This is a genomic window from Clostridium pasteurianum BC1 (assembly GCF_000389635.1).
GTDB classification, from domain to species: domain Bacteria; phylum Bacillota; class Clostridia; order Clostridiales; family Clostridiaceae; genus Clostridium_I; species Clostridium_I pasteurianum_A.
The window spans coordinates 522,613-541,003 of sequence record NC_021182.1 but is presented as its reverse complement, the minus strand read 5'-3'; the positions used below and the strand labels follow the sequence as shown (position 1 = coordinate 541,003).

26 protein-coding genes and 1 other annotated feature are annotated in these 18,391 nt (G+C 29.8%); of the genes, 3 read left to right on the top strand and 23 right to left on the bottom strand.

Annotated elements, in window-relative coordinates; genetic code table 11:
- Positions 1 to 37: 37 nt before the first annotated feature.
- Positions 38 to 280: a hypothetical protein gene (locus CLOPA_RS02555; protein ID WP_041710728.1), complete on the top strand. Its 243-nt coding sequence runs from the start codon at positions 38 to 40 to the stop codon at positions 278 to 280.
- A gap of 43 nt (positions 281 to 323) precedes the next feature.
- Here CLOPA_RS02555 and CLOPA_RS02550 read toward each other — a convergent pair whose 3' ends face one another.
- The 6 genes from CLOPA_RS02550 to CLOPA_RS02525 all read right to left on the bottom strand — a co-directional run bounded on the left by CLOPA_RS02550 (position 324) and on the right by CLOPA_RS02525 (position 5,524).
- Entirely contained in the window at positions 324 to 1,130 is an 807-nt protein-coding gene (locus tag CLOPA_RS02550; RefSeq protein ID WP_015613912.1) for an MBL fold metallo-hydrolase, read from the bottom strand.
- A 145-nt stretch (positions 1,131 to 1,275) separates the two neighbouring features.
- Positions 1,276 to 1,884, bottom strand: coding sequence for a class I SAM-dependent methyltransferase (locus CLOPA_RS02545; RefSeq protein WP_015613911.1), 609 nt, complete (start codon positions 1,882 to 1,884; stop codon positions 1,276 to 1,278).
- 84 nt (positions 1,885 to 1,968) lie between these two features.
- Positions 1,969 to 2,904, bottom strand: coding sequence for a cysteine synthase A (cysK, locus tag CLOPA_RS02540; protein WP_015613910.1), 936 nt, complete (start codon positions 2,902 to 2,904; stop codon positions 1,969 to 1,971).
- A 175-nt stretch (positions 2,905 to 3,079) separates the two neighbouring features.
- On the bottom strand, positions 3,080 to 3,646 hold the full coding sequence (locus CLOPA_RS02535) for a PadR family transcriptional regulator (protein WP_015613909.1): 567 nt from the start codon (positions 3,644 to 3,646) through the stop codon (positions 3,080 to 3,082).
- Positions 3,647 to 3,922: 276 nt separating this feature from the next.
- Positions 3,923 to 4,864, bottom strand: coding sequence for an N-acetyl-gamma-glutamyl-phosphate reductase (argC, locus tag CLOPA_RS02530; protein ID WP_015613908.1), 942 nt, complete (start codon positions 4,862 to 4,864; stop codon positions 3,923 to 3,925).
- A gap of 297 nt (positions 4,865 to 5,161) precedes the next feature.
- Positions 5,162 to 5,524: an MmcQ/YjbR family DNA-binding protein gene (locus CLOPA_RS02525; RefSeq protein WP_015613907.1), complete on the bottom strand. Its 363-nt coding sequence runs from the start codon at positions 5,522 to 5,524 to the stop codon at positions 5,162 to 5,164.
- A gap of 353 nt (positions 5,525 to 5,877) precedes the next feature.
- Here CLOPA_RS02525 and CLOPA_RS02520 point away from each other — a divergent pair, with 353 nt between their 5' ends.
- Positions 5,878 to 6,054, top strand: a complete 177-nt coding sequence (locus CLOPA_RS02520) for an H-type small acid-soluble spore protein (protein WP_015613906.1) — start codon at positions 5,878 to 5,880, stop codon at positions 6,052 to 6,054.
- A 168-nt stretch (positions 6,055 to 6,222) separates the two neighbouring features.
- Here the strand turns inward: CLOPA_RS02520 and CLOPA_RS02515 are convergent, their stop codons facing one another.
- From CLOPA_RS02515 to CLOPA_RS02465, 13 genes are all read right to left on the bottom strand, one after another.
- Entirely contained in the window at positions 6,223 to 6,843 is a 621-nt protein-coding gene (locus CLOPA_RS02515) for a transglutaminase-like domain-containing protein (protein ID WP_431602564.1), read from the bottom strand.
- Positions 6,844 to 7,060: 217 nt separating this feature from the next.
- Positions 7,061 to 7,198, bottom strand: coding sequence for a 4Fe-4S binding protein (locus CLOPA_RS26730; protein ID WP_080648265.1), 138 nt, complete (start codon positions 7,196 to 7,198; stop codon positions 7,061 to 7,063).
- Positions 7,199 to 7,213: 15 nt separating this feature from the next.
- Positions 7,214 to 7,846, bottom strand: a complete 633-nt coding sequence (locus CLOPA_RS02510) for an MBL fold metallo-hydrolase (RefSeq protein ID WP_015613904.1) — start codon at positions 7,844 to 7,846, stop codon at positions 7,214 to 7,216.
- 44 nt (positions 7,847 to 7,890) lie between these two features.
- Positions 7,891 to 8,148, bottom strand: a complete 258-nt coding sequence (locus CLOPA_RS02505; RefSeq protein ID WP_041710726.1) for a hypothetical protein — start codon at positions 8,146 to 8,148, stop codon at positions 7,891 to 7,893.
- Positions 8,138 to 8,440 (bottom strand): hypothetical protein, encoded by a 303-nt coding sequence (locus CLOPA_RS02500; RefSeq protein ID WP_015613903.1) that lies wholly within the window; start codon positions 8,438 to 8,440, stop codon positions 8,138 to 8,140. Before CLOPA_RS02500 ends, CLOPA_RS02505 begins: the two co-directional genes overlap by 11 nt.
- Entirely contained in the window at positions 8,433 to 9,257 is an 825-nt protein-coding gene (locus CLOPA_RS02495) for an EFR1 family ferrodoxin (RefSeq protein ID WP_015613902.1), read from the bottom strand. Before CLOPA_RS02495 ends, CLOPA_RS02500 begins: the two co-directional genes overlap by 8 nt.
- 2 nt (positions 9,258 to 9,259) lie before the next feature.
- Positions 9,260 to 9,820: a PadR family transcriptional regulator gene (locus CLOPA_RS02490; RefSeq protein WP_015613901.1), complete on the bottom strand. Its 561-nt coding sequence runs from the start codon at positions 9,818 to 9,820 to the stop codon at positions 9,260 to 9,262.
- 359 nt (positions 9,821 to 10,179) lie between these two features.
- Positions 10,180 to 10,314, bottom strand: a complete 135-nt coding sequence (locus CLOPA_RS26725; RefSeq protein ID WP_431602571.1) for a DUF2992 family protein — start codon at positions 10,312 to 10,314, stop codon at positions 10,180 to 10,182.
- A 14-nt stretch (positions 10,315 to 10,328) separates the two neighbouring features.
- Positions 10,329 to 10,439, bottom strand: coding sequence for a DUF2992 family protein (locus CLOPA_RS26720; RefSeq protein WP_431602563.1), 111 nt, complete (start codon positions 10,437 to 10,439; stop codon positions 10,329 to 10,331).
- A 161-nt stretch (positions 10,440 to 10,600) separates the two neighbouring features.
- Complete coding sequence (locus CLOPA_RS02480; protein WP_015613900.1) at positions 10,601 to 10,843, bottom strand: zinc ribbon domain-containing protein; 243 nt, start codon at positions 10,841 to 10,843, stop codon at positions 10,601 to 10,603.
- A 92-nt stretch (positions 10,844 to 10,935) separates the two neighbouring features.
- Positions 10,936 to 11,523 carry a TetR/AcrR family transcriptional regulator gene (locus tag CLOPA_RS02475; protein ID WP_015613899.1) on the bottom strand — a complete coding sequence of 196 codons (588 nt, stop codon included), beginning with the start codon at positions 11,521 to 11,523 and terminating at the stop codon, positions 10,936 to 10,938.
- Positions 11,524 to 11,916: 393 nt separating this feature from the next.
- Positions 11,917 to 13,590 (bottom strand): alpha-keto acid decarboxylase family protein, encoded by a 1,674-nt coding sequence (locus CLOPA_RS02470; protein ID WP_015613898.1) that lies wholly within the window; start codon positions 13,588 to 13,590, stop codon positions 11,917 to 11,919.
- 173 nt (positions 13,591 to 13,763) lie between these two features.
- Positions 13,764 to 14,174: a CGGC domain-containing protein gene (locus CLOPA_RS02465; RefSeq protein ID WP_015613897.1), complete on the bottom strand. Its 411-nt coding sequence runs from the start codon at positions 14,172 to 14,174 to the stop codon at positions 13,764 to 13,766.
- 300 nt (positions 14,175 to 14,474) lie between these two features.
- Here CLOPA_RS02465 and CLOPA_RS02460 point away from each other — a divergent pair, with 300 nt between their 5' ends.
- Positions 14,475 to 14,663: a ferredoxin gene (locus CLOPA_RS02460; RefSeq protein WP_015613896.1), complete on the top strand. Its 189-nt coding sequence runs from the start codon at positions 14,475 to 14,477 to the stop codon at positions 14,661 to 14,663.
- 166 nt (positions 14,664 to 14,829) lie between these two features.
- On the opposite strand, the gene CLOPA_RS02455 is transcribed toward CLOPA_RS02460, so the two are convergent.
- From CLOPA_RS02455 to CLOPA_RS02440, 4 genes are all read right to left on the bottom strand, one after another.
- Positions 14,830 to 15,060, bottom strand: a complete 231-nt coding sequence (locus CLOPA_RS02455; RefSeq protein ID WP_015613895.1) for a type II toxin-antitoxin system MqsA family antitoxin — start codon at positions 15,058 to 15,060, stop codon at positions 14,830 to 14,832.
- Between the two features lie 122 nt (positions 15,061 to 15,182).
- Positions 15,183 to 16,460: an aspartate--tRNA(Asn) ligase gene (gene aspS, locus CLOPA_RS02450; RefSeq protein WP_015613894.1), complete on the bottom strand. Its 1,278-nt coding sequence runs from the start codon at positions 16,458 to 16,460 to the stop codon at positions 15,183 to 15,185.
- Positions 16,461 to 16,671: 211 nt separating this feature from the next.
- Positions 16,672 to 16,891, bottom strand: a binding site (T-box leader).
- 205 nt (positions 16,892 to 17,096) lie between these two features.
- Positions 17,097 to 17,711 (bottom strand): TorD/DmsD family molecular chaperone, encoded by a 615-nt coding sequence (locus CLOPA_RS02445; protein ID WP_155241856.1) that lies wholly within the window; start codon positions 17,709 to 17,711, stop codon positions 17,097 to 17,099.
- A gap of 72 nt (positions 17,712 to 17,783) precedes the next feature.
- Entirely contained in the window at positions 17,784 to 18,386 is a 603-nt protein-coding gene (locus CLOPA_RS02440) for a DMSO/selenate family reductase complex B subunit (protein WP_015613892.1), read from the bottom strand.
- Between the last annotated feature and the right edge of the window lie 5 nt (positions 18,387 to 18,391).

Sequence of the window (18,391 nt, the reverse complement as noted above, 5' to 3'; positions counted from 1 at the left end):
AAATTATCTGAATACACTAAATTTGAGGTGAATTATGATGGCATTGTTTGATTCACTAAGTCCTAAGGAGTTGGTTATTTTAGAAAGTCTAGTTGCATTGACGCTTACGGAAGGAAAATCATCTACTGATAATAACGTACTGGGTAATTTTTTAACTGCTGTTTCAGGTATTATACTTTCTATTGCAGCTCAACAGCAAAATCTTGAATCTCTAAAAGAGAAAGAAAAACAAATTCAAGATCTACAAAAGCAAATTAAAAAGCTTAAAAATGATCTATAACACATAGGCGATCTATGTGTTTTTTGCTAAATCTTTTAAATTTTCACCAATTTATTTTCAATCCAACCCCAACTTCTTTCACAGGCAAAGCTTTATGTATTTCTGCTTTGACAACAAATGAAGTACAATGACAAGGATATAATTCCCTTAAATTGTTCTGTTTTAAATAATCAATAGTTTTATTAACCTGCTCATTTAATTCAAATAAATGAAATCCTCCTATAATTCCTAATACTCTGTTATCTTTACATACTTCTTTTGCATATTCTGTTATATTACATATCCCACTATGAGAACATCCTGTAATAATATAAATGCCATTTTCACTTTTATATACAAGTGCTGTATCATCTATTACATAATCATCAATGGAAGTTTCACCAACAACTTGCTTACCAATACATTTTCTATTTTCAAAGTCATTTATTTGTGGTATTTCTCCTAAGAAAGTTATATGTTTACTAATTTTTTTAGGTTCCTTAGAAAGAATTAAATTGCACTTTTCTTTTAACTCTTCTTGCAAAATAGGAGAGCTAATTTTTAAATTATCTGCTACTTTTTCTTTAAATGCATCTGGATGAGCAATAATAGAAATATTATTTTTATACTTTTGTTTAAAATAGTATTTTAATCCTCCTGTGTGGTCATTATGACCATGTGAAATAGTAATAACATTTATATTTTCTAAATCTATATCTAATGCATTTGAGTTTTTCAAAAATACATCAGAATAACCTACATCAAATAGCAATCTGATGTCCTCATCTTCAATGTAATATGAAACAGCAGGTTCCCCACAATAATATTGGTCAATATATGTATTATTATCCACTAAAACTTTTAATTTCACCTTTTTTCTCCTTTGATTAATATAAATAAACTTCACAATTATTTACTATTATAACGCTTTTATTTTATCATACGAATTATTCAGCAATTAATTAAAAGATTCTAAAAAATCATTTATTAGACTGAATTAATAATAAACATTATCCTTATATTTTCTTAACAATATAATCAACGAACTCTTGTCTAATTTTTTCACCTTCATATATTCTTTCTAAGACTCTATCCTCTTTATATAATATTTTCATATTTTCAAAATACTTGTCTGGTTCGCATTCTTCAAAATATGAATGTATTACAGGAATATCATCCATTTGTTCATATTGATTTTTGCCAATGTCTACACCTGTTCCACAACGCAAATCTTTTGTGGTAAGGAAATTTACAAAAAGTAGTCCATTTTGCTTCAATACTCGCTTCATTTCATTTATAGATTTTATAACATCTGCTTTTGTCATATGAAATACTGAATTATAAGAATAAACAAAACTAAATGACTCATTCTCAAATTTTAAATTTCTCATATCTCCCTGTTGAATATTTAAATTCTGGCTTTTTTTACTTGCATATTTATTGGCTTTTTCCAATTGTTTACCATTAAATTCTATTCCATAGGTTAAGTATCCATATTCTGAAAATAAGCTTAGTGGTGGACAATCGCCTCCTGCACCGCAATCTAATACTGTCTTATTCATAGTTGTTTCATTACAGAACATAATAAACCTATATAGCGGTATTTGTTTGAATATTTCATTCATTTTATCTTCTCCTATTTAGAAAATTATTTTTTTCAGTCTTAGAGTTCTCCTAAACATTGCATTTCCCTTACATTATTTAAAAGATTATAATTGATTAAACAATTCAGTTGATAAATATCTTTCTCCAGTATCTGGACAAATAACAACTATTGTTTTATCTTTGTTTTCTGGCATCTTTGCTAATTTAGCAGCTGAAAAAACTGCTGCACCCGATGAAATTCCTACAAGCAGTCCTTCTGTTTTTCCTAGTATTCTGCATGTTTCATATGCTTCATTAGTTTTTACTGTGATTATTTCATCAATTACTGATAAATTAAGAACATCTGGTATAAATCCTGGACCAAGTCCCTGAAGTTTATGAGCTCCTCTATTTCCTCCAGATAAAACAGGAGAATCATATGGTTCTACAGCAACTATTTTAATGTTAGGATTTTTTTGTTTTAAAACTTCACCAATACCTGTAATAGTTCCACCTGTTCCTACACCTGCAACAAGTATATCTACATTCCCGTCTGTATCTTTCCAAATCTCTTCAGCTGTTGTTCTTCTATGTATTTCAGGATTTTCAGGATTTTGAAACTGTTGTGGCATATAAGAATTAGACATTTCCATTGATAATTCTTCTGCTTTCTTTACAGCTCCATTCATCCCTTCTTCTGCTGATGTTAAAACTAGTTCTGATCCAAGAGCTTTTAAAAGCTTTCTTCTTTCAATACTAAAGTTTTCTGGCAATGTGATTATAAGTCTATATCCTTTTGCAGCAGCTACAAGTGCAAGAGCAATGCCTGCATTTCCACTAGTTGCCTCTATAATCACAGTATTTTTGTTAATAATACCTTTGTTTTCAGCCTCTTTAATCATGGATAAACCTATTCTGTCTTTAACACTTCCACCAGGATTAAAATATTCAAGTTTAGCAATTATTTTTGCGCCTATATTTTTTACTCTATTATAATTAGATAGTTCAAGTAAAGGTGTATTACCGATTAATTCAGTTAAATTTTTTGCTATTTTACTCATTTAATGACTCCCTATTTTAATTTTTACTTTTATAAAATTTGTTTGTATATATATTTTTAAGTTATTGCACTATACTAATATATATCAGTACTGATATATATTAGTATAGTGGCTAAAATATTTCCTGTCAATGTAAATTTATTTTATAGACATACTATTAATAGAAATATATATATTAACCCAATAATTTAACAAATGAAGAATCCCAATTAGAATCATTCTGAGCTTCAGCTATTAACTCTTCAGTTATTTTTATTTCTATTTCAATACGATAAACATTATATTTAAGCATCATTCTAAAATTTATAGGTATTTTATTAGTATTAGTATTTAGTTTTTTATCTGCTTTAAATTTCATATCTTTAAGTTTATTAAGTCTTTTCCTTAATAAATCAATTGCATTATCTCTATTAAGGCTGCAAATATGAAATAATGAAATTCCAAAGTTGCTAGCTTCAGTTTTATATGTTTCTAGTCCAATTTCCAATGAATTTATTAGAGCTTCTTCTCCTTTTTTTGTTAAGGAATACATAGTTTTATGAGGAAGATTCCCCTCACTAATAGTTTCACCGACAATATACTCTTTACTGCTTAAATTCCTTATAGTTGTGTAAATTGAGGCTGAAGTCATAGGAAACCAGTCTTGAATTTCTGAACGTTCCATTAACTTTGTGATTTCATATGGATTTAAAGGCCTTTTCCAAATAAGTCCTAATACTAGATTCGATAATTTTGACAGCATATAATTCATCCTCATTTCAGTTGTGTACCAAATTTACTTTTCCCAAGTAAAGTAGTACTTCTAAGTTTAAATCTAAATCTTTAAACATATTTACTAATAACTTTTATAATTAAGATTAAGATGTTTAATATGTAGAAAATGTTTTAAATTAAATATTTGCTACATATTATAGCACATCGGATAAAAAACATTTGACATAATAATAAGTAAGATCGGCAAAATATAATTTAACATTTATAATATTCCTTTCTTTGTTTAGTGAAATTATTAATTCTCTTACACTAAACCCGTTTCCTCATTAATACCCAGCATAATGTTCATATTTTGAACAGCTGCGCCAGATGCTCCTTTCCCTAAATTGTCCAGCCTTGTCATCAGCATAATTCTATCTTTGTTCCCAAATACAAAAATCTCAGCCATATTTGTATTGTTACAACCTGTTATATTAAATCTCCCGTCTATCAATAAGCTTTCATCTTCAAAAGGTATGACCTGAATAAATTTTTCTCCTACATAATACTCCGTTAAAAAATCACATATATCTTTTGCTGTTCTGTACTTTAATAATCTATTAGTATACAATGGTATACTTACAGCAAGGCCATTATAATAATTGCTAACTACAGGCATAAAAATAGGCTCATAGGTAAGTCCTGAATACTTTTTTATTTCTGATAGATGTTTATGGTTAAGTCCTAATGCATACTGCCTTGGTATCTTTAAATATTCATCTTTATTATTCTCATATTCTGCAATCATTTCTTTTCCACCACCGCTATAACCTGAAACTGAGAAAATGGATACCGGATAATCTGATGGTACAATTCCACCTTTTACTAAAGGTGCAAGTGCAATTATTGAAGCGGTAGCATGACAACCAGGAACAGTAACACGATTAGAACTTTTTATTTTATCTCTTTGTTTTGGACAAAGCTCTGGTATTCCATAAGCCCATTCATCCTTTGTCCTATGTGCAGTACTAGCATCAATAATTTTTGTATGATTATTCTCTACTAGTGCTACAGCTTCTCTTGCAGCACTATCCGGAAGACACAAAAAAACAATATCTGCATTGTTAATGTATTCTCTTCTAACTTTAACATCTCTTCTCATTTCATAATCGATATTTAACAATTTAACACCTGGATGTTTTAATAAGTATTCATGGATTTTCAAACCAGTTGTTCCATGTTGGCCATCTACAAATATATTGTACATACTTTCACCTTCTCTACTCATAAATATTTATATTGCATAAATATTTATATTTATTTATAATTATGCATAATTTATTATAGCATTATATTGTTTTAGAGTAAATTAATACTATAAAAATTATAAACATGAAAAAAGTAAATGAAATTATTATTATTTAGATTGTAGTAATTTTGAAGAAGTGTAATGCAGAAATACCGTAAAATTCATTTTATTGAATACTACGGTATTTTTTAGAAATTATTCATTTTTTATGATTTCTACATACCTCTTAGCTATGAATATCATCTGTTTTATGAACTAAATTTCCTTTGAAATTTCCTCCTGCACTTTTTTACTCAAAGAGTTTAATACCAATTTATAGGACATATCTATCATTTGTTTTAGAAGATTATCAGGAACATCGTCCTCTAAATACACTGAATTCCAATGTTTTTTATTCATGTGATATCCTGGCACAATATTCTTATTTTCATCTCTCAAAAATTGCCCGAATATAGGCTCACATTTTAATGTTATAATAGATTTTTTATACTTGTCTCCACCTACCATAGCAAATATTTTCCCGCCTACGAAGTATCTTGTTGCTTCCCATTCTATCTGATAATCTTTTTCTGCTGCTTTTTTTGAAAGACAATATTTATCAATCCACTGGTATTGCATGTATATTCTCCTTATTTTAAATGTAATTAAATGTCAATTCACCACATATTATTCATAAACTTTAGTAACTATCGGCTTACCTTCATCATCTAATAATACATAACAATTGTCAGTATAACCCATTATTTTATGTTTGTACATATTAATGAAAACATATATTTAATATATACAGGATTCTTAATACATAGTTTAACTTAATAAAATTGCTGTGAAATAATACTGTAAAACTTTGAATTGCAGCACAAAAATATCTTATTATTCAATTATCCAACGTTAAATTTATTAGTTTCAAGCATTTTTTTATGTTTAAGGGAGAAGATATATATTAACACTACGAAAAAGGAGAAAAATACATGGATATAAAAAAAGCTGCCGAAATAGTTGAATCATTGGGTGTAATTGATGTAAAGCATAAAGGTTGTCCAGTTTGGATAGAAAATATCAATAAAGAAACTAATGAAGTTCAAGTCAAAGATTTAAAGACAGATAAGCATTTTACAGTAGATGTCACTGAATTAAATGAAGGGTAATTAATTGTCCTAGAGTAGAAAACTACTCTAGGATCTATCTATTATTGGACAACTATAAAACTAAAATTCGGAACCATTAATGCATTTACTGTTTCCAAAATAAGTACCAGTACTTCACTTATTTTAAGCACTTTTTAGTATCTACTTGACTACATTATACTTTTAAATTTATTTTGCCAATTCTTTAGGAAGAGTATGAAAAAGCTCTCCAATAGTATCACATGAATTCAAGGCCTTTATAACATTATCGTCTGGTTTTACAAAAATTATTGGTATGTCCATTTCACCTAATTCACTTCTAACAGGAAATGCTAATTTCTCGTCTTTCACAGAAAACTGTGCATTGACACCTTTCTTATTTCCTCTTGAATCAATTCTTATCCATCTTTTTAACTCTTCTATATATACAGCATTTAAACCATGTAAAATTAAGTAAGGTTCTATCTCATCGTCTAAAATAAGTTTTTGATAGCAAAATCCAGTTGGGATGTCTAAATAACGTAAAAGTGCTGCCAGTAAATGAGCCTTAGCAAAACATATTCCCTGCTTCTCTTGTAAAACCTCTGATGCTTTGCAGGTAACTACGCTTCCATTAATATCAAAAGAATGTGAAATATTATCTCTAACGTATTCGTATACTTTTTTTGATAGTTCTAATTTTGATTTAGTACCTTCTTTAAGCTTTTCTGCCAATTGTTTAACATTATCATTATTAAAGTCTATTACGGATGTATTTTGTAAATAATCTTTCATATTGTTAGATTCTAAAATCAACTTCAATTTATTCACCTCTTTTAATTTCTTATAAAAGCATTTTCTTAACCTATACTTTCTCTAGAACTTCACGCTGACAGATACAAAATATTAAACTGTAATATAAATTTATTTAAGTCTCCATAGAATAGACTAAGAAATCCGAGCGCTTTTTCCACCCCATTATATTCCAGAAACTCTTTCCCATGTCATGATGTGGAGTATTACAGCAGCTAGTCATCGGATAAATGTTTTAATCTTTTTTATATCTACAAAATGTGAATTGAATCGCTTTTGACTTACAAGCATTCACACACTCTCCACACATAATACATTCGGTATGTTCCAGCTTGCCTGACTTAACCACATAATCCACCTCAATAAAAATCATTAACTAATAAATATGTTATATATTTAGCTTATTCAATAAATTACCACGTTCAATAGGTTCTCCATGTGCTGGACATGCCCATTTGAAAGGAATTTGACAAATTTTATTTATCGATTGCATCATGATTGAATTATTCCAATTCCATGCTTTAGGGTAAGGTCTCAAGTTACCATTCTTGTTTTCTAACAAATCACCGATAAAAAGGACGTCATTATAAATGAAACATAAATGTCCTGGTGTATGTCCTGGGGTTAGTATAACCTCGATACCATTAACCACTTGACCAGTTGTAAATGATTTTATATCCTTTGGTTTTTTTATGTGAAAAATATACTTCAAGTATTTTTTAAATCCATAACGTTCAACATCACCATAAATTACCGGAATGTCTTCTTCAGATGCCCAAACATCCGATCCTGTCAGTTCTTGAAGAATGGCAGCATTACCAATATGATCAATATCATGATGTGTTAGTAAGATGTGTTTCACTTGTTTAAGTTTAACTCCTATTGATGTTAATTCTTTTTTTATACTTTTCCATCTTCCCGGCAAGCCTGTGTCTATCAATATGATTTCTGCGCCAAAAATAACATAGGAATATGCCCCTTTCGTTGATTCTAGCCTATAAACGTCATCAGTTATTTTCACTTATTTCACTCCCTTTAATTTATTTATATAATCATCAATAATGACTATTTAAGACTCTTAACAATATGCTCTTTTATTTTAACATTCTTCCATATTAGCATAACTGTTAATATGATGATAACAGCCATAGTTATAATCATAGAAATCCATTTTAATTTTGTCATTATGCTGGCTGTCATTGCAATTCCAAAAATTCTTTTAGGATAATTCAAAAGAATTATGATGATTGAAAAGTTTTCTAAGATATCGAAAATTCCCCTTATTAAGGGTGATAAATATAAAAATGTACATTTACTTTTCATTGCAAGCTTTTTTAAAAGACAAACTATTATTAATAACTGCGTAATGGCCAAAAAAAATAATAATTCCAAAATCCAAAATGAGAAAACTTATGTAAGACTGTCTACCCAAATTTCCTAAATCACTTATAATTTGGTACGCTTTTTCAGGACTATAACTAAATTTCATATCCAAATAACCTGTTCTTCCACTGTTTAGATAGACAAAGAATAAAAGAATTGCTGTAGAAATAATAATATATTTTATTGTAGCAAGATTTTGTATCCTTATTTGCAGTTTCTTGAAATTAATCATAATGGCACTCATCCTTCCTAAAATCACACAATTTTCCTTCAGTCAATATATCCTTTAGTTGAACAAAAGGATTATGATACCGGTTCTTTCCAATAGTTTTTTCAGTGTACTGGATTGATACCCTTGGACACCAATTCAAACATGCAAAACATTGCTCACACTTATGTAACCAAGCTGGTTTTTTATTCTTTATGACAATATTCATTACAGGACATATCCTTTGACATATTCCACACCCATTGCAGTTATTGTCAGTCCAAAACCTTTTATCCCATTTATTAAACAAGCGAGATACCATTGGATAAATAATTGTCAATTGAAAAATTCTTTTCACAAGAGTTAGTTGCTCAATTTTATTTTCTTTATTTCTTACTACTGAAACCATTTCATCCAATTTCTCTTTCCACAACCTAAATTTTTCTTCCTGTATATCAATTGAATCAGCTTCATAAGAATAAATGAAATTACCTGGCATATTTACGCTGAAGCCCGCTGATAATCTAGCTCCTTTATCTTTAAGCTCATTTGCTACCTGTAATATAGCTCCTCCCTTTTCAGCCTTGCAAGTTGCAACAGCAAAAAAGTATTTGTTTTTGTCTATTATCATTAATCTTTTAATGAAACTTGACACAATTAATGGCAACCCATAAACATACACAGGAAATACAAATCCTATGCAATCAGATGATAAATTTACTTCTTCATTTATAATCCTGGGAATAGATACAATATCAGCATCTCCAAGTTTTTCAGATATATCTTTTGCAACTTTTAATGAATTTCCCGTACCTGAAAAATAATACATGGTTGTGTTCATTATCATTCACCTCCTTGTTTTTCTAAATTTTCTATACACTCATTTGCCCAAAAAATCAACATTTCCAATGTTAAATTTGCCCTTCTTAATACAAATTTCCAGCACAACTCTTCATCATTAAAAAGTTTCATTTCTTTAGTGTATTTTTCAGAGATTTCATTTAAGCTTTTTATTTCCTCTAAATTTTTTAATTTCTCGTCTTTAAAACGTTGGAACTGTTTTATCAAGTCTTTTTTGCTTAAATTTGATCCAAAAAAAATTCTTAACGTAAATTCATCCCTTGTTTCTTTAGATACTTTTTCCGGAAAATTTACAAGCCACTCTTTAAATGCAGCCTTACCTGTTTCAGTGATGCTATATATTTTCTTATCTGGTCTATCTCTCTGTAGTTGAACAACAGAAACTACATAACTTTTGTTTTCAAGCGTACCTAATTCTCTGTATATCTGACTTAAACTTGCAGCCCAAAAATTATTAATTGACTCATCAAATATTTTCTTTAAATCATATCCAGTCATTGATTTATACTCTAATAATCCTAATATTGCAAATTGCAATGACATAATTTAATTCCTCCCAAATAATTTATATTCTACATGTTATATATTATTCTACATGTTATATATGTGTCAATGATTATTTTTCTTTTGAAACACTTATATAAATAGCTATATGAAAAAACTGTCATTTCTAAAAACTTATCTTATGCTGGATATTTAAAATTTACAAATTAATTTTATTGTTATTCCCTCAATTGGTTTTAACGCAAAAATAACACCAGCTTTTAAAGCTGGTGTAAAGAGTTGGTATCTATTTATGCTATGATACGATTTAAAATATTATCATATCTCTTAAATCTAGTAATATCCTCATCATAAGGCAAGTTTAAAGCAACCAATACTGTATTTTTATTGCTGTTTAATCAATGTCCTTTATGCTTCATTAATTTCTTTTGCTGTTTTAATTGAAATTTTCTCTTTTCTTCTTGTTCCTTATCTTCTCTTAGAAGCTTTTTTCTCTTTACTTTGCTTATTTCATGCTGCAACTTTACAGCAATTTGAGCTTTCGTTCCTACAGGTGTAAGTTTTGTTTCCTTTTTAATTTTTCTTCATAAACTCTTTCAAATATTCCTACCCAAAATACCTCTTCAAAAAATACTGTTAATTTGATATTAGTTTTCATTTTATATTTCCTCCTGTTTAATTAAAACCTGAAGAAGGGACAACCCCAGGAGGGCAGGTTACTGCTATCTACAAAATATGGATAGGTTCGGACTACCAACCGAAACTGTGTTTTTATCTCCATCTTATATACTATAAAAAAATTAAAAGTTATACAAATAGCTAGTCTATATTTTCCCAGGCTGGAAGTTTGGACATCATTGATTTTGCAGCAGCTTTTGCTGTGTTTTCATCTAATCCCTGTGTCTTCAGTATAAAGCCAGTTAGAGATTTTAGTTTCTCATCATAAGATTGCATTGTTCCATCTGGGCGAGAACAGTATTTACAGTATTCTTTTTCTGTATCTCCCATAGCAAAATCTTCTGGCTTTTTCATAGGTATTCCACATGCAATACATTGTTTCATTTTAATTCCCCCATTAGGCATATTCAAATAAATAACTAGACAGTATGCTCGCATCTTTGGCTTACTATTTATTTTCACATGCATTATATTTTTTATTTTTTGATCAAGCTCATATAATTCTGTAATAATTCATTAGAGTATTTTTTCAAAACAGAACCATCAGGAGAAAACAAATCTCCATTGGTTATGTAATAATGTATCAATCCTATCCACATATTATAAAGAATGTGTATAGGAAGTTTACGAATAGTACCTTGTTTCATCTCTTTCTCAGCAGCTATACCAATATGAAATGAAATTGTAGATTGAATCATAATATAGGTATTATTAACAGCTTTAGGAAGCAAACGTCTTTCAATAACTAATCTGCTATAAAAAGCTTCAAATTCAATTAATCCCGTCATATGAGCCTCTAAAATTTCAAATAAGCTGATATTTATATCAATCAGTTGCTGAAGTCTCTGTGTGATTCTAATTCCAAATTCCTCAACTACAGCTATCAATAATTCTTCCTGTGTTGGAAAATGTGTAAATACAGTTCCATGTGCCACATTGGCGGCTTTTGCAATATCAGCTGTTTTTGTTGTTATTATTCCATTCTCGCCGAATTGCCTCATTGCTGTTTCTATCAGATGTTTTCTAGTTAATTCTTTTTGCTTCTGCCGTTTTGTTTCTGCCATCACTAATTAACTCCTTTTGCTGACTAATTACTCATTGACTATATACTCATTATATTTATAAAAATATCTTCTGTCAATAGGTACTTTTCCTAAAACATATAATTTTATTTACCCCATTTATCAATTAAATTTTTAGTTACCATATACTTATTTAACAATTCATAAGAACTGAAAAAAATCCGTATCAAAAAATATTTAATCTCTTTTGATACAGACTTTCTAACAAATAAATATTTATCCAATGACTATCCGCTGCAGCACTCCACCTATAAAGGCAGAGATAACATAAGCGCAGCCCTGAATGATCCATCTAAACTCAGTGGAAATACAACTTTCCACCGAATAAGATTCATTGATACCACTTCAACTATAATATCTATTTAGCCATATTTTCTAGCTCATTTGCTGCTTTTCCATTTCCTCTATCATTGTATGAACATTATGGACAATACCTGGTGCATCCATCTTATCTGTATTTATTTCAATAAAACACATCTTATCCTTACCTTGAATTGCAATTTGTCTTATAGCTTCATCTAATTCAGTATTTGTATTCACCCTAGCAGTGTAGGCATTTCCGCCAAAGGCTTCAAGAAGTTTTTGAAAATCCCAAACAGGTATATTATTATAATTAGTTGTTTTAGGTGTATTAAGATAAGCTTCAATAGTATAGTATTTATTATTTATCAAAAATATAACAGGTTTACAGCCGTTATATATCATGGAACTTAACTCTTGAGCAGTTAAGTGAATAGCTCCATCGCCAGTAAATATAACTACACGGCGATCTCTAGCAGCAACGCAGGCACCAAAACCAGCAGGAGTGGCATATCCTATAGATCCCCAGCCATATTGACATATGTAGGAGACATTGTTTGGCAGCTTTACTTGTGCCATACCAAGTGGCAGTGAGCCTGATTCTACAATTACTATATCATTTTCCTTAATGAAACTCTGTAATTTGGGATAATAATAAACTGATGAAACCTGATTATTTCCATCGCCCACCTGATTCTCAGTGTAAGGTAGCTTTATATTTGGTACAGGAGTTGATTTCCTATCTAAAACTTTAACCAATTCATTTAACAAATCTTCCATTAACACATTTTCATAAAGATTCATACCCACTTTTACGTAGCTTGGCTGAATTTCTATAATATTCACAGGATTTAATTTAGCAGTGAAAGAAGCTGTATTATAATCTGACCAGATTGGTCCAATAGCTAAAATGCAGTCACAGCTTTCCACAAAATCTTTTACTTCCAAACTTCCCCATCTACCTGCATATAGGCCAATGTAATTTTTATGACCTTCATTAAAAGAACCTTTACCCATCATCATAGTGGATACAGGTATATCAAGCTTATTAGCTAATTGTTCAACTACAGCTTGAAGATTATATCTTGACACCATTATGTCTGGAAGAAGTAATGGTTTTTGAGCCTTACTAATAACCTGCTTTATATTATTAAGTGCTAATTGTAAAGAATTTTGATTAGTCTGAGGCTTTGATAGAGAAACTTCTCTTTTTGTGACTGGCTGATTAACTACATCAATGGCTATAACTAAATATACTGGCCTTTTCATTTCCTTAGCTTTGGCAATAGCTGTTGGAATTTCAATTTCTGCATTGTCTTTAGTAATTACTGCTGTATATTCAGTTATATTTTTATACATATTTTCATAAACAGAATAATCTCCATTCATCAGTGTATGGTGCATTTTTCTATGTTCCATCTGTAGCATAGTTTTTGGAGCACCAACTATATGAATAACTGGAACATATTCAGAATAGGCTCCTGCAATTGCATTACATGCGTTTAATTCACCTACTCCAAAGGTGGTTATCATTGCTGAAAGTCCTTTAATTCTCGCATAAGAATCTGCTGCATACCCTGTATTCAGTTCATTCCTGCAATTAACAAATTTTATTCTCTCATATTTTTCCAGGTTATCTAAAAGAGTGAAATTATAATCTCCAGGAACACCAAAGATTTCACTAATACCCTCACTATTTAGACAGTTAAAAAGATATCTTCCTACGGTTAGTTCATTTTTTTCAAGCATATAAAAACTTCCTCCCTTGTGATATAAACAAATTGTATAATAATATGTTTATTCTAACCTGTAGGTTGAACCTTATACATAAATACTATTATCAAAACTAACAGTTAATAAATTCAATCGCAAGTAACTTTTTAAAATAATGCATTGCTTAAATAGCTTGTACACCATTATTTTTAGTATTTATTATACTGTCCCTTTTCTCTTTTATTAATTGCTCCCTTACTTATATAAGAACCTTCTACTACCTTTTCATAGCCTTTTTTAGCTATAATATTTTTAATATAATCTATATGAGGACATCTATCATAATGATAATTGTCAGTTGCCATACAAGAAGATAAATGCACAACTACCTCACTCTTATCTATATTATTTTTAGCCTTTAACTTCTTTGAAAAATGCTCTAATTTAGAAGCAATTGTTTTTCCACAGCAGCCTCCGCAGGTAAAGGAAATATATCTTGTATTATCATCATAATCCTTAAATAATTCATCTCTATTATAATAAGCATTGGTACAGGCAAAACCGCTGCATCTTTTATGTGCAATATCACACTGAATAATAACTACATATTTTATATCCATTTTTTTCAGCTCCCTTATGTTTTCAGATAAAATTTTAGTTTCATATTAACTATATAATCCAAACATATTAAAAAAATATTGTTAGATTAATATATCACTTTATATGGGATTTTAAAAGACTAAGTTATTTAATATCAGCAAAGTACAGTTAAAAATGTTTATACTCAGTTTTCTTCTAGAAACTGTATTATCAATTTAAACAGTGACTTAAATCACATCTTATCTAACATAAAAATTCTATAATTTAATCATAGGAAATAACCTAAATAAATAATTTAAATTATACGAGGAGTGAGTGTTATGAAAGGTTTTGTTGATAAAGATACTTGTATAGGATGTGGATTATGTACTTCAATATGCCCTGAGGTTTTTATAATGGATGATAAGGGAAAAGCTGAAAGATCAAAAAATGAAATTCTGGAAACACTAGTAGCCAGTGCACAGGAAGCTGCTACGGAATGCCCTGTAAATGCTATAACAGTTGAATAATAAATATGCAAAAAGTCTATATAACCATAAAAAGCTTGCGAATGTTAATTTCACAAGCTTTTTATAGTAAAAATTTTTAAAATGTATTTCTTCAAATATAAAGTTAAGATTTCAAGACTAATCCTATGAGTAATATCATAATAGGTTCTAAGCTTCATACTCCTAATTAAGCTACTATTTCAGAATAATTTACAACAAATATTTCAGCCTTATTTTTTAGAACATCTTCAATTATTTTTTCTAATTTTAATGCTATATCAGTTTCAATAAAATATTCACCGCATTGCTTACAAACATTTGCTGGAACTCCTTTAATTATAATGATATGACCATCTAAATCAACAATATGATTAACTTTTCCTCTAACTAAATTAGATTTACATAAAATGCAATCCATATTTTACCTCCTCCTTGTTTTTAAATCTTCATACCATTCATCTAAATATTTAATCTTAATTTTAAAAAACGGCTACTTTTTACACTATTGGTTTCCTTTCACTTTCTACAAAGAAGGTTATTCTAAGGGGTTATCCTCTCCCTATCTCTTGGAAACAGTGCAGCTTCTCTTATATTTTTCAATCCTAAAAGTTGAGCTGTTAATCTTTCAAGACCTATAGCCAATCCACCATGGGGAGGCATACCATATTTAAATACCTGTAAATAATCCTGAAAATCTTCTGGATTTAATCCCTTAACTTCCATATTTCTCTTTAACATCTCATAACTGTGGATTCTCTGTCCACCAGTTGTAATTTCAACCCCTCTAAAGATAAGATCAAAACTATGAGTTAACCCATCTCCTGTGGGCATAGTATACATGGGCCTTTTTTCAGCTGAGTAATGAGTTAAAAATACGAAGTCACTATTGTATTTATCTTTTACATATTTAGAAATCAGTCTTTCTCCCTCTGGATCAATATCTTTAACTAAATCATCTTTTCCATATACATCTCTCAATATCTTAATAGCTTCTGGCAATTGCATGGAAGGAATTTTGTCTTTGATTTCTGGTAGTTCAGCCGCTAAAATCTCTAGCTCTTTTTGGCACTTGCTTTTCACTTTTTCAATCATACTTTTTAATAATTCTGTTTCAATATCAATTATATTATTCTCATCCTCAATAAAGGCCATCTCAAAGTCTAAACTTACATATTCATTTAAATGTCTATTTGTATTGTGCTCTTCAGCCCTATACACATGGCCTATTTCAAATACTCTCTCATATCCTGCTCCAACCATCATCTGTTTATAAAACTGAGGACTTTGAGCAAGATAAGCCTTTTGCTCAAAATACTTTAACTCAAATACTTCAGTTCCCCCTTCTGCTCCTCCTGCTACTATCTTAGGAGTAAAGATTTGAGTAAAGTCATGTTCTATAAGGAACTCCTCAAAGGCTTCAGCAAGGCAAGCTTCAATTTTAAATACTGAATTGATAGTTTTATGCCTTAGACTAAGCACTCTATTATTCAGCACTGTATCTAAATTAGCTTGAATTTTATCCTTATTAATTTCAATTGGTATATTCTCTTCTACTTCACTTATGATATCTAAACTTATTAGCTGAATTTCTATATTTTTTTCTAAAGCTACCTTTCCAGTAATTTCTACCACACTTTCAAGCTTCAATCCATTTATATCTATATTCTTTGTATTCACTACACATTGGACACTTCCTGAACGATCTCTTAAAATAATAAAGGCAATTTTTCCAAGCTTTCTTATTCTCTGAACCCAGCCTTGTACTTTAGCAATTTCTCCAAGCTTATTATTCAATTCTTCTACTAATGTACGATTCAACTTAATCATCTCCCACCTTTTATTTTTATTTCTCTTTTTATACCCGGCATATAAAAAGAGTTTAAATTTCATTTCAAAAATAATTTAACCAAAAGAAAGTCCCTAAACATAAAACAGTTTAGGGACGAAATGTACTTCCGTGGTACCACCCAAATTAACCTAATTATTTTCTTTTAAGCACAATTAAAGAACTAAAAAACTTCCACTCCAATATAGGAGTGGAAGTAATATTCCACGGTACCATCCTGCTTAATCCAAAATAATTTGATTCACTCATGTCCTTATAACGGTGGATTTCCGTTTTACCCTACTGAGATTTCAGGCAAACAACTCAAGGATGTCCTTCTGTCTATATTTACCATTTAGGTTTTCACTACTCCTAAATCACTGTATAGCTCCTATAAACTTACTTTTCCTATCATAGTCAATTTATAATAAATATATTTATTTTATTATAATACGCCTTACACTAATTTATGTCAAATATTATTTTTATAAACAGAGTTCTTAACATCAGTATTTTAATACTTAGAAATCGTTGTCCTTTAGGAAAAATCGTTATCCAGGGACGTAGACACTCTTTACTCCCAGTTTCAAGAAAGATGGAAGTATTAGAGTGGATAGTATCGGACAAAATTATTTTATGGATTTAATCACATTATTAAGATCCATTAAATCTTCCTTAAACCACCTTACTACAATTCGAGAAATATCTCTCCAAAATTTAGTTTTTGCATTTTCAGCTACTTCATCATACCACTTATATGTCCAAGTCAATAAATGATTATTTAAAAAATCTATTTGACCTTTAATATTTTTCTTAACCTTTGAAGAATCATCATATTCCTCAATAGAAAACAACCTTGACATAAAGGCTAACTGAAAGGCCAAATGATCTGCCGGCTCTTTTTTGCTCACATCCAATCCAAAATTTCTATAAAATTTTCTAACCTGCAATTCTGATTCTCCAAATAACAATCTATCTTCAGTTTCATATACAGATTCCCAAGGTGGAGCTAGTATAGCTGCTGGTCCAACAAATAAATTTTCATAATCCTCTAATAAATCTTCTCTATCCTGTTTAATCTCTTCTATAATATCTCTGCTATAGCCCTTTTTTATAAGAAAATCCTTAAATACTGAGACTTCCTCAGAAATTTTTAATACTTTATCTAAATCTCCACGATAAAGTGCTGCCAGCATAGCATAAATAGCTTGTCTTTTTGTTATAAAATTTTTTATATTTTCCATAATTTGCATTAGTAAGAAGATAGATATATGAAGTTAATTTGCAAATATTTCTATTCAATATGCAAAATGACTCTATCTCTTACTATCCTCCCTCTGATCAGAATCAATTCTTTCGTGTGGAGTTATTACCAAAGCAGGCTCTGTTATACTAGCTTTTGGCATGCCTTCCGTTTCAGCCACCTCTCCATATTTTTCACGAAGTTCTTCAAATGCTCCAAAGCCAAGTGCCCTCATGGGACAGGATGAAACACAGACAGGTTCTTTTCCCTTTTCCAATAAATCCATGCAAAAATCACATTTATTCACCTTTTTTTCCTTAGGATTATATTGTGGCGCTTCATAAGGACATGCCTTTATGCAGCTCTTACAGCTTATACATTTTTCCTTTTCAATATATACTATTCCATCCTCTTCTCTTTTTACAAGTGCACCTGTGGGACAACTTTTTACACATATGGGATTAAGGCAATGATTACAGCTTACAGTAATCCAAAAAGCATATATATTTGGTATAATTGCCTTTCCTCTTTGTATAAAATTTCCTCCAGCTACTTCATAAACCTTTCTAAAATTCTCACCAACTGTTAGATTATTTTTATCCTTGCAGGCTATTTGACAAGTGTTACATCCAACACAATAATTTTGCTGAAAATAAAATGCCAATTGCTTACCCATATTTT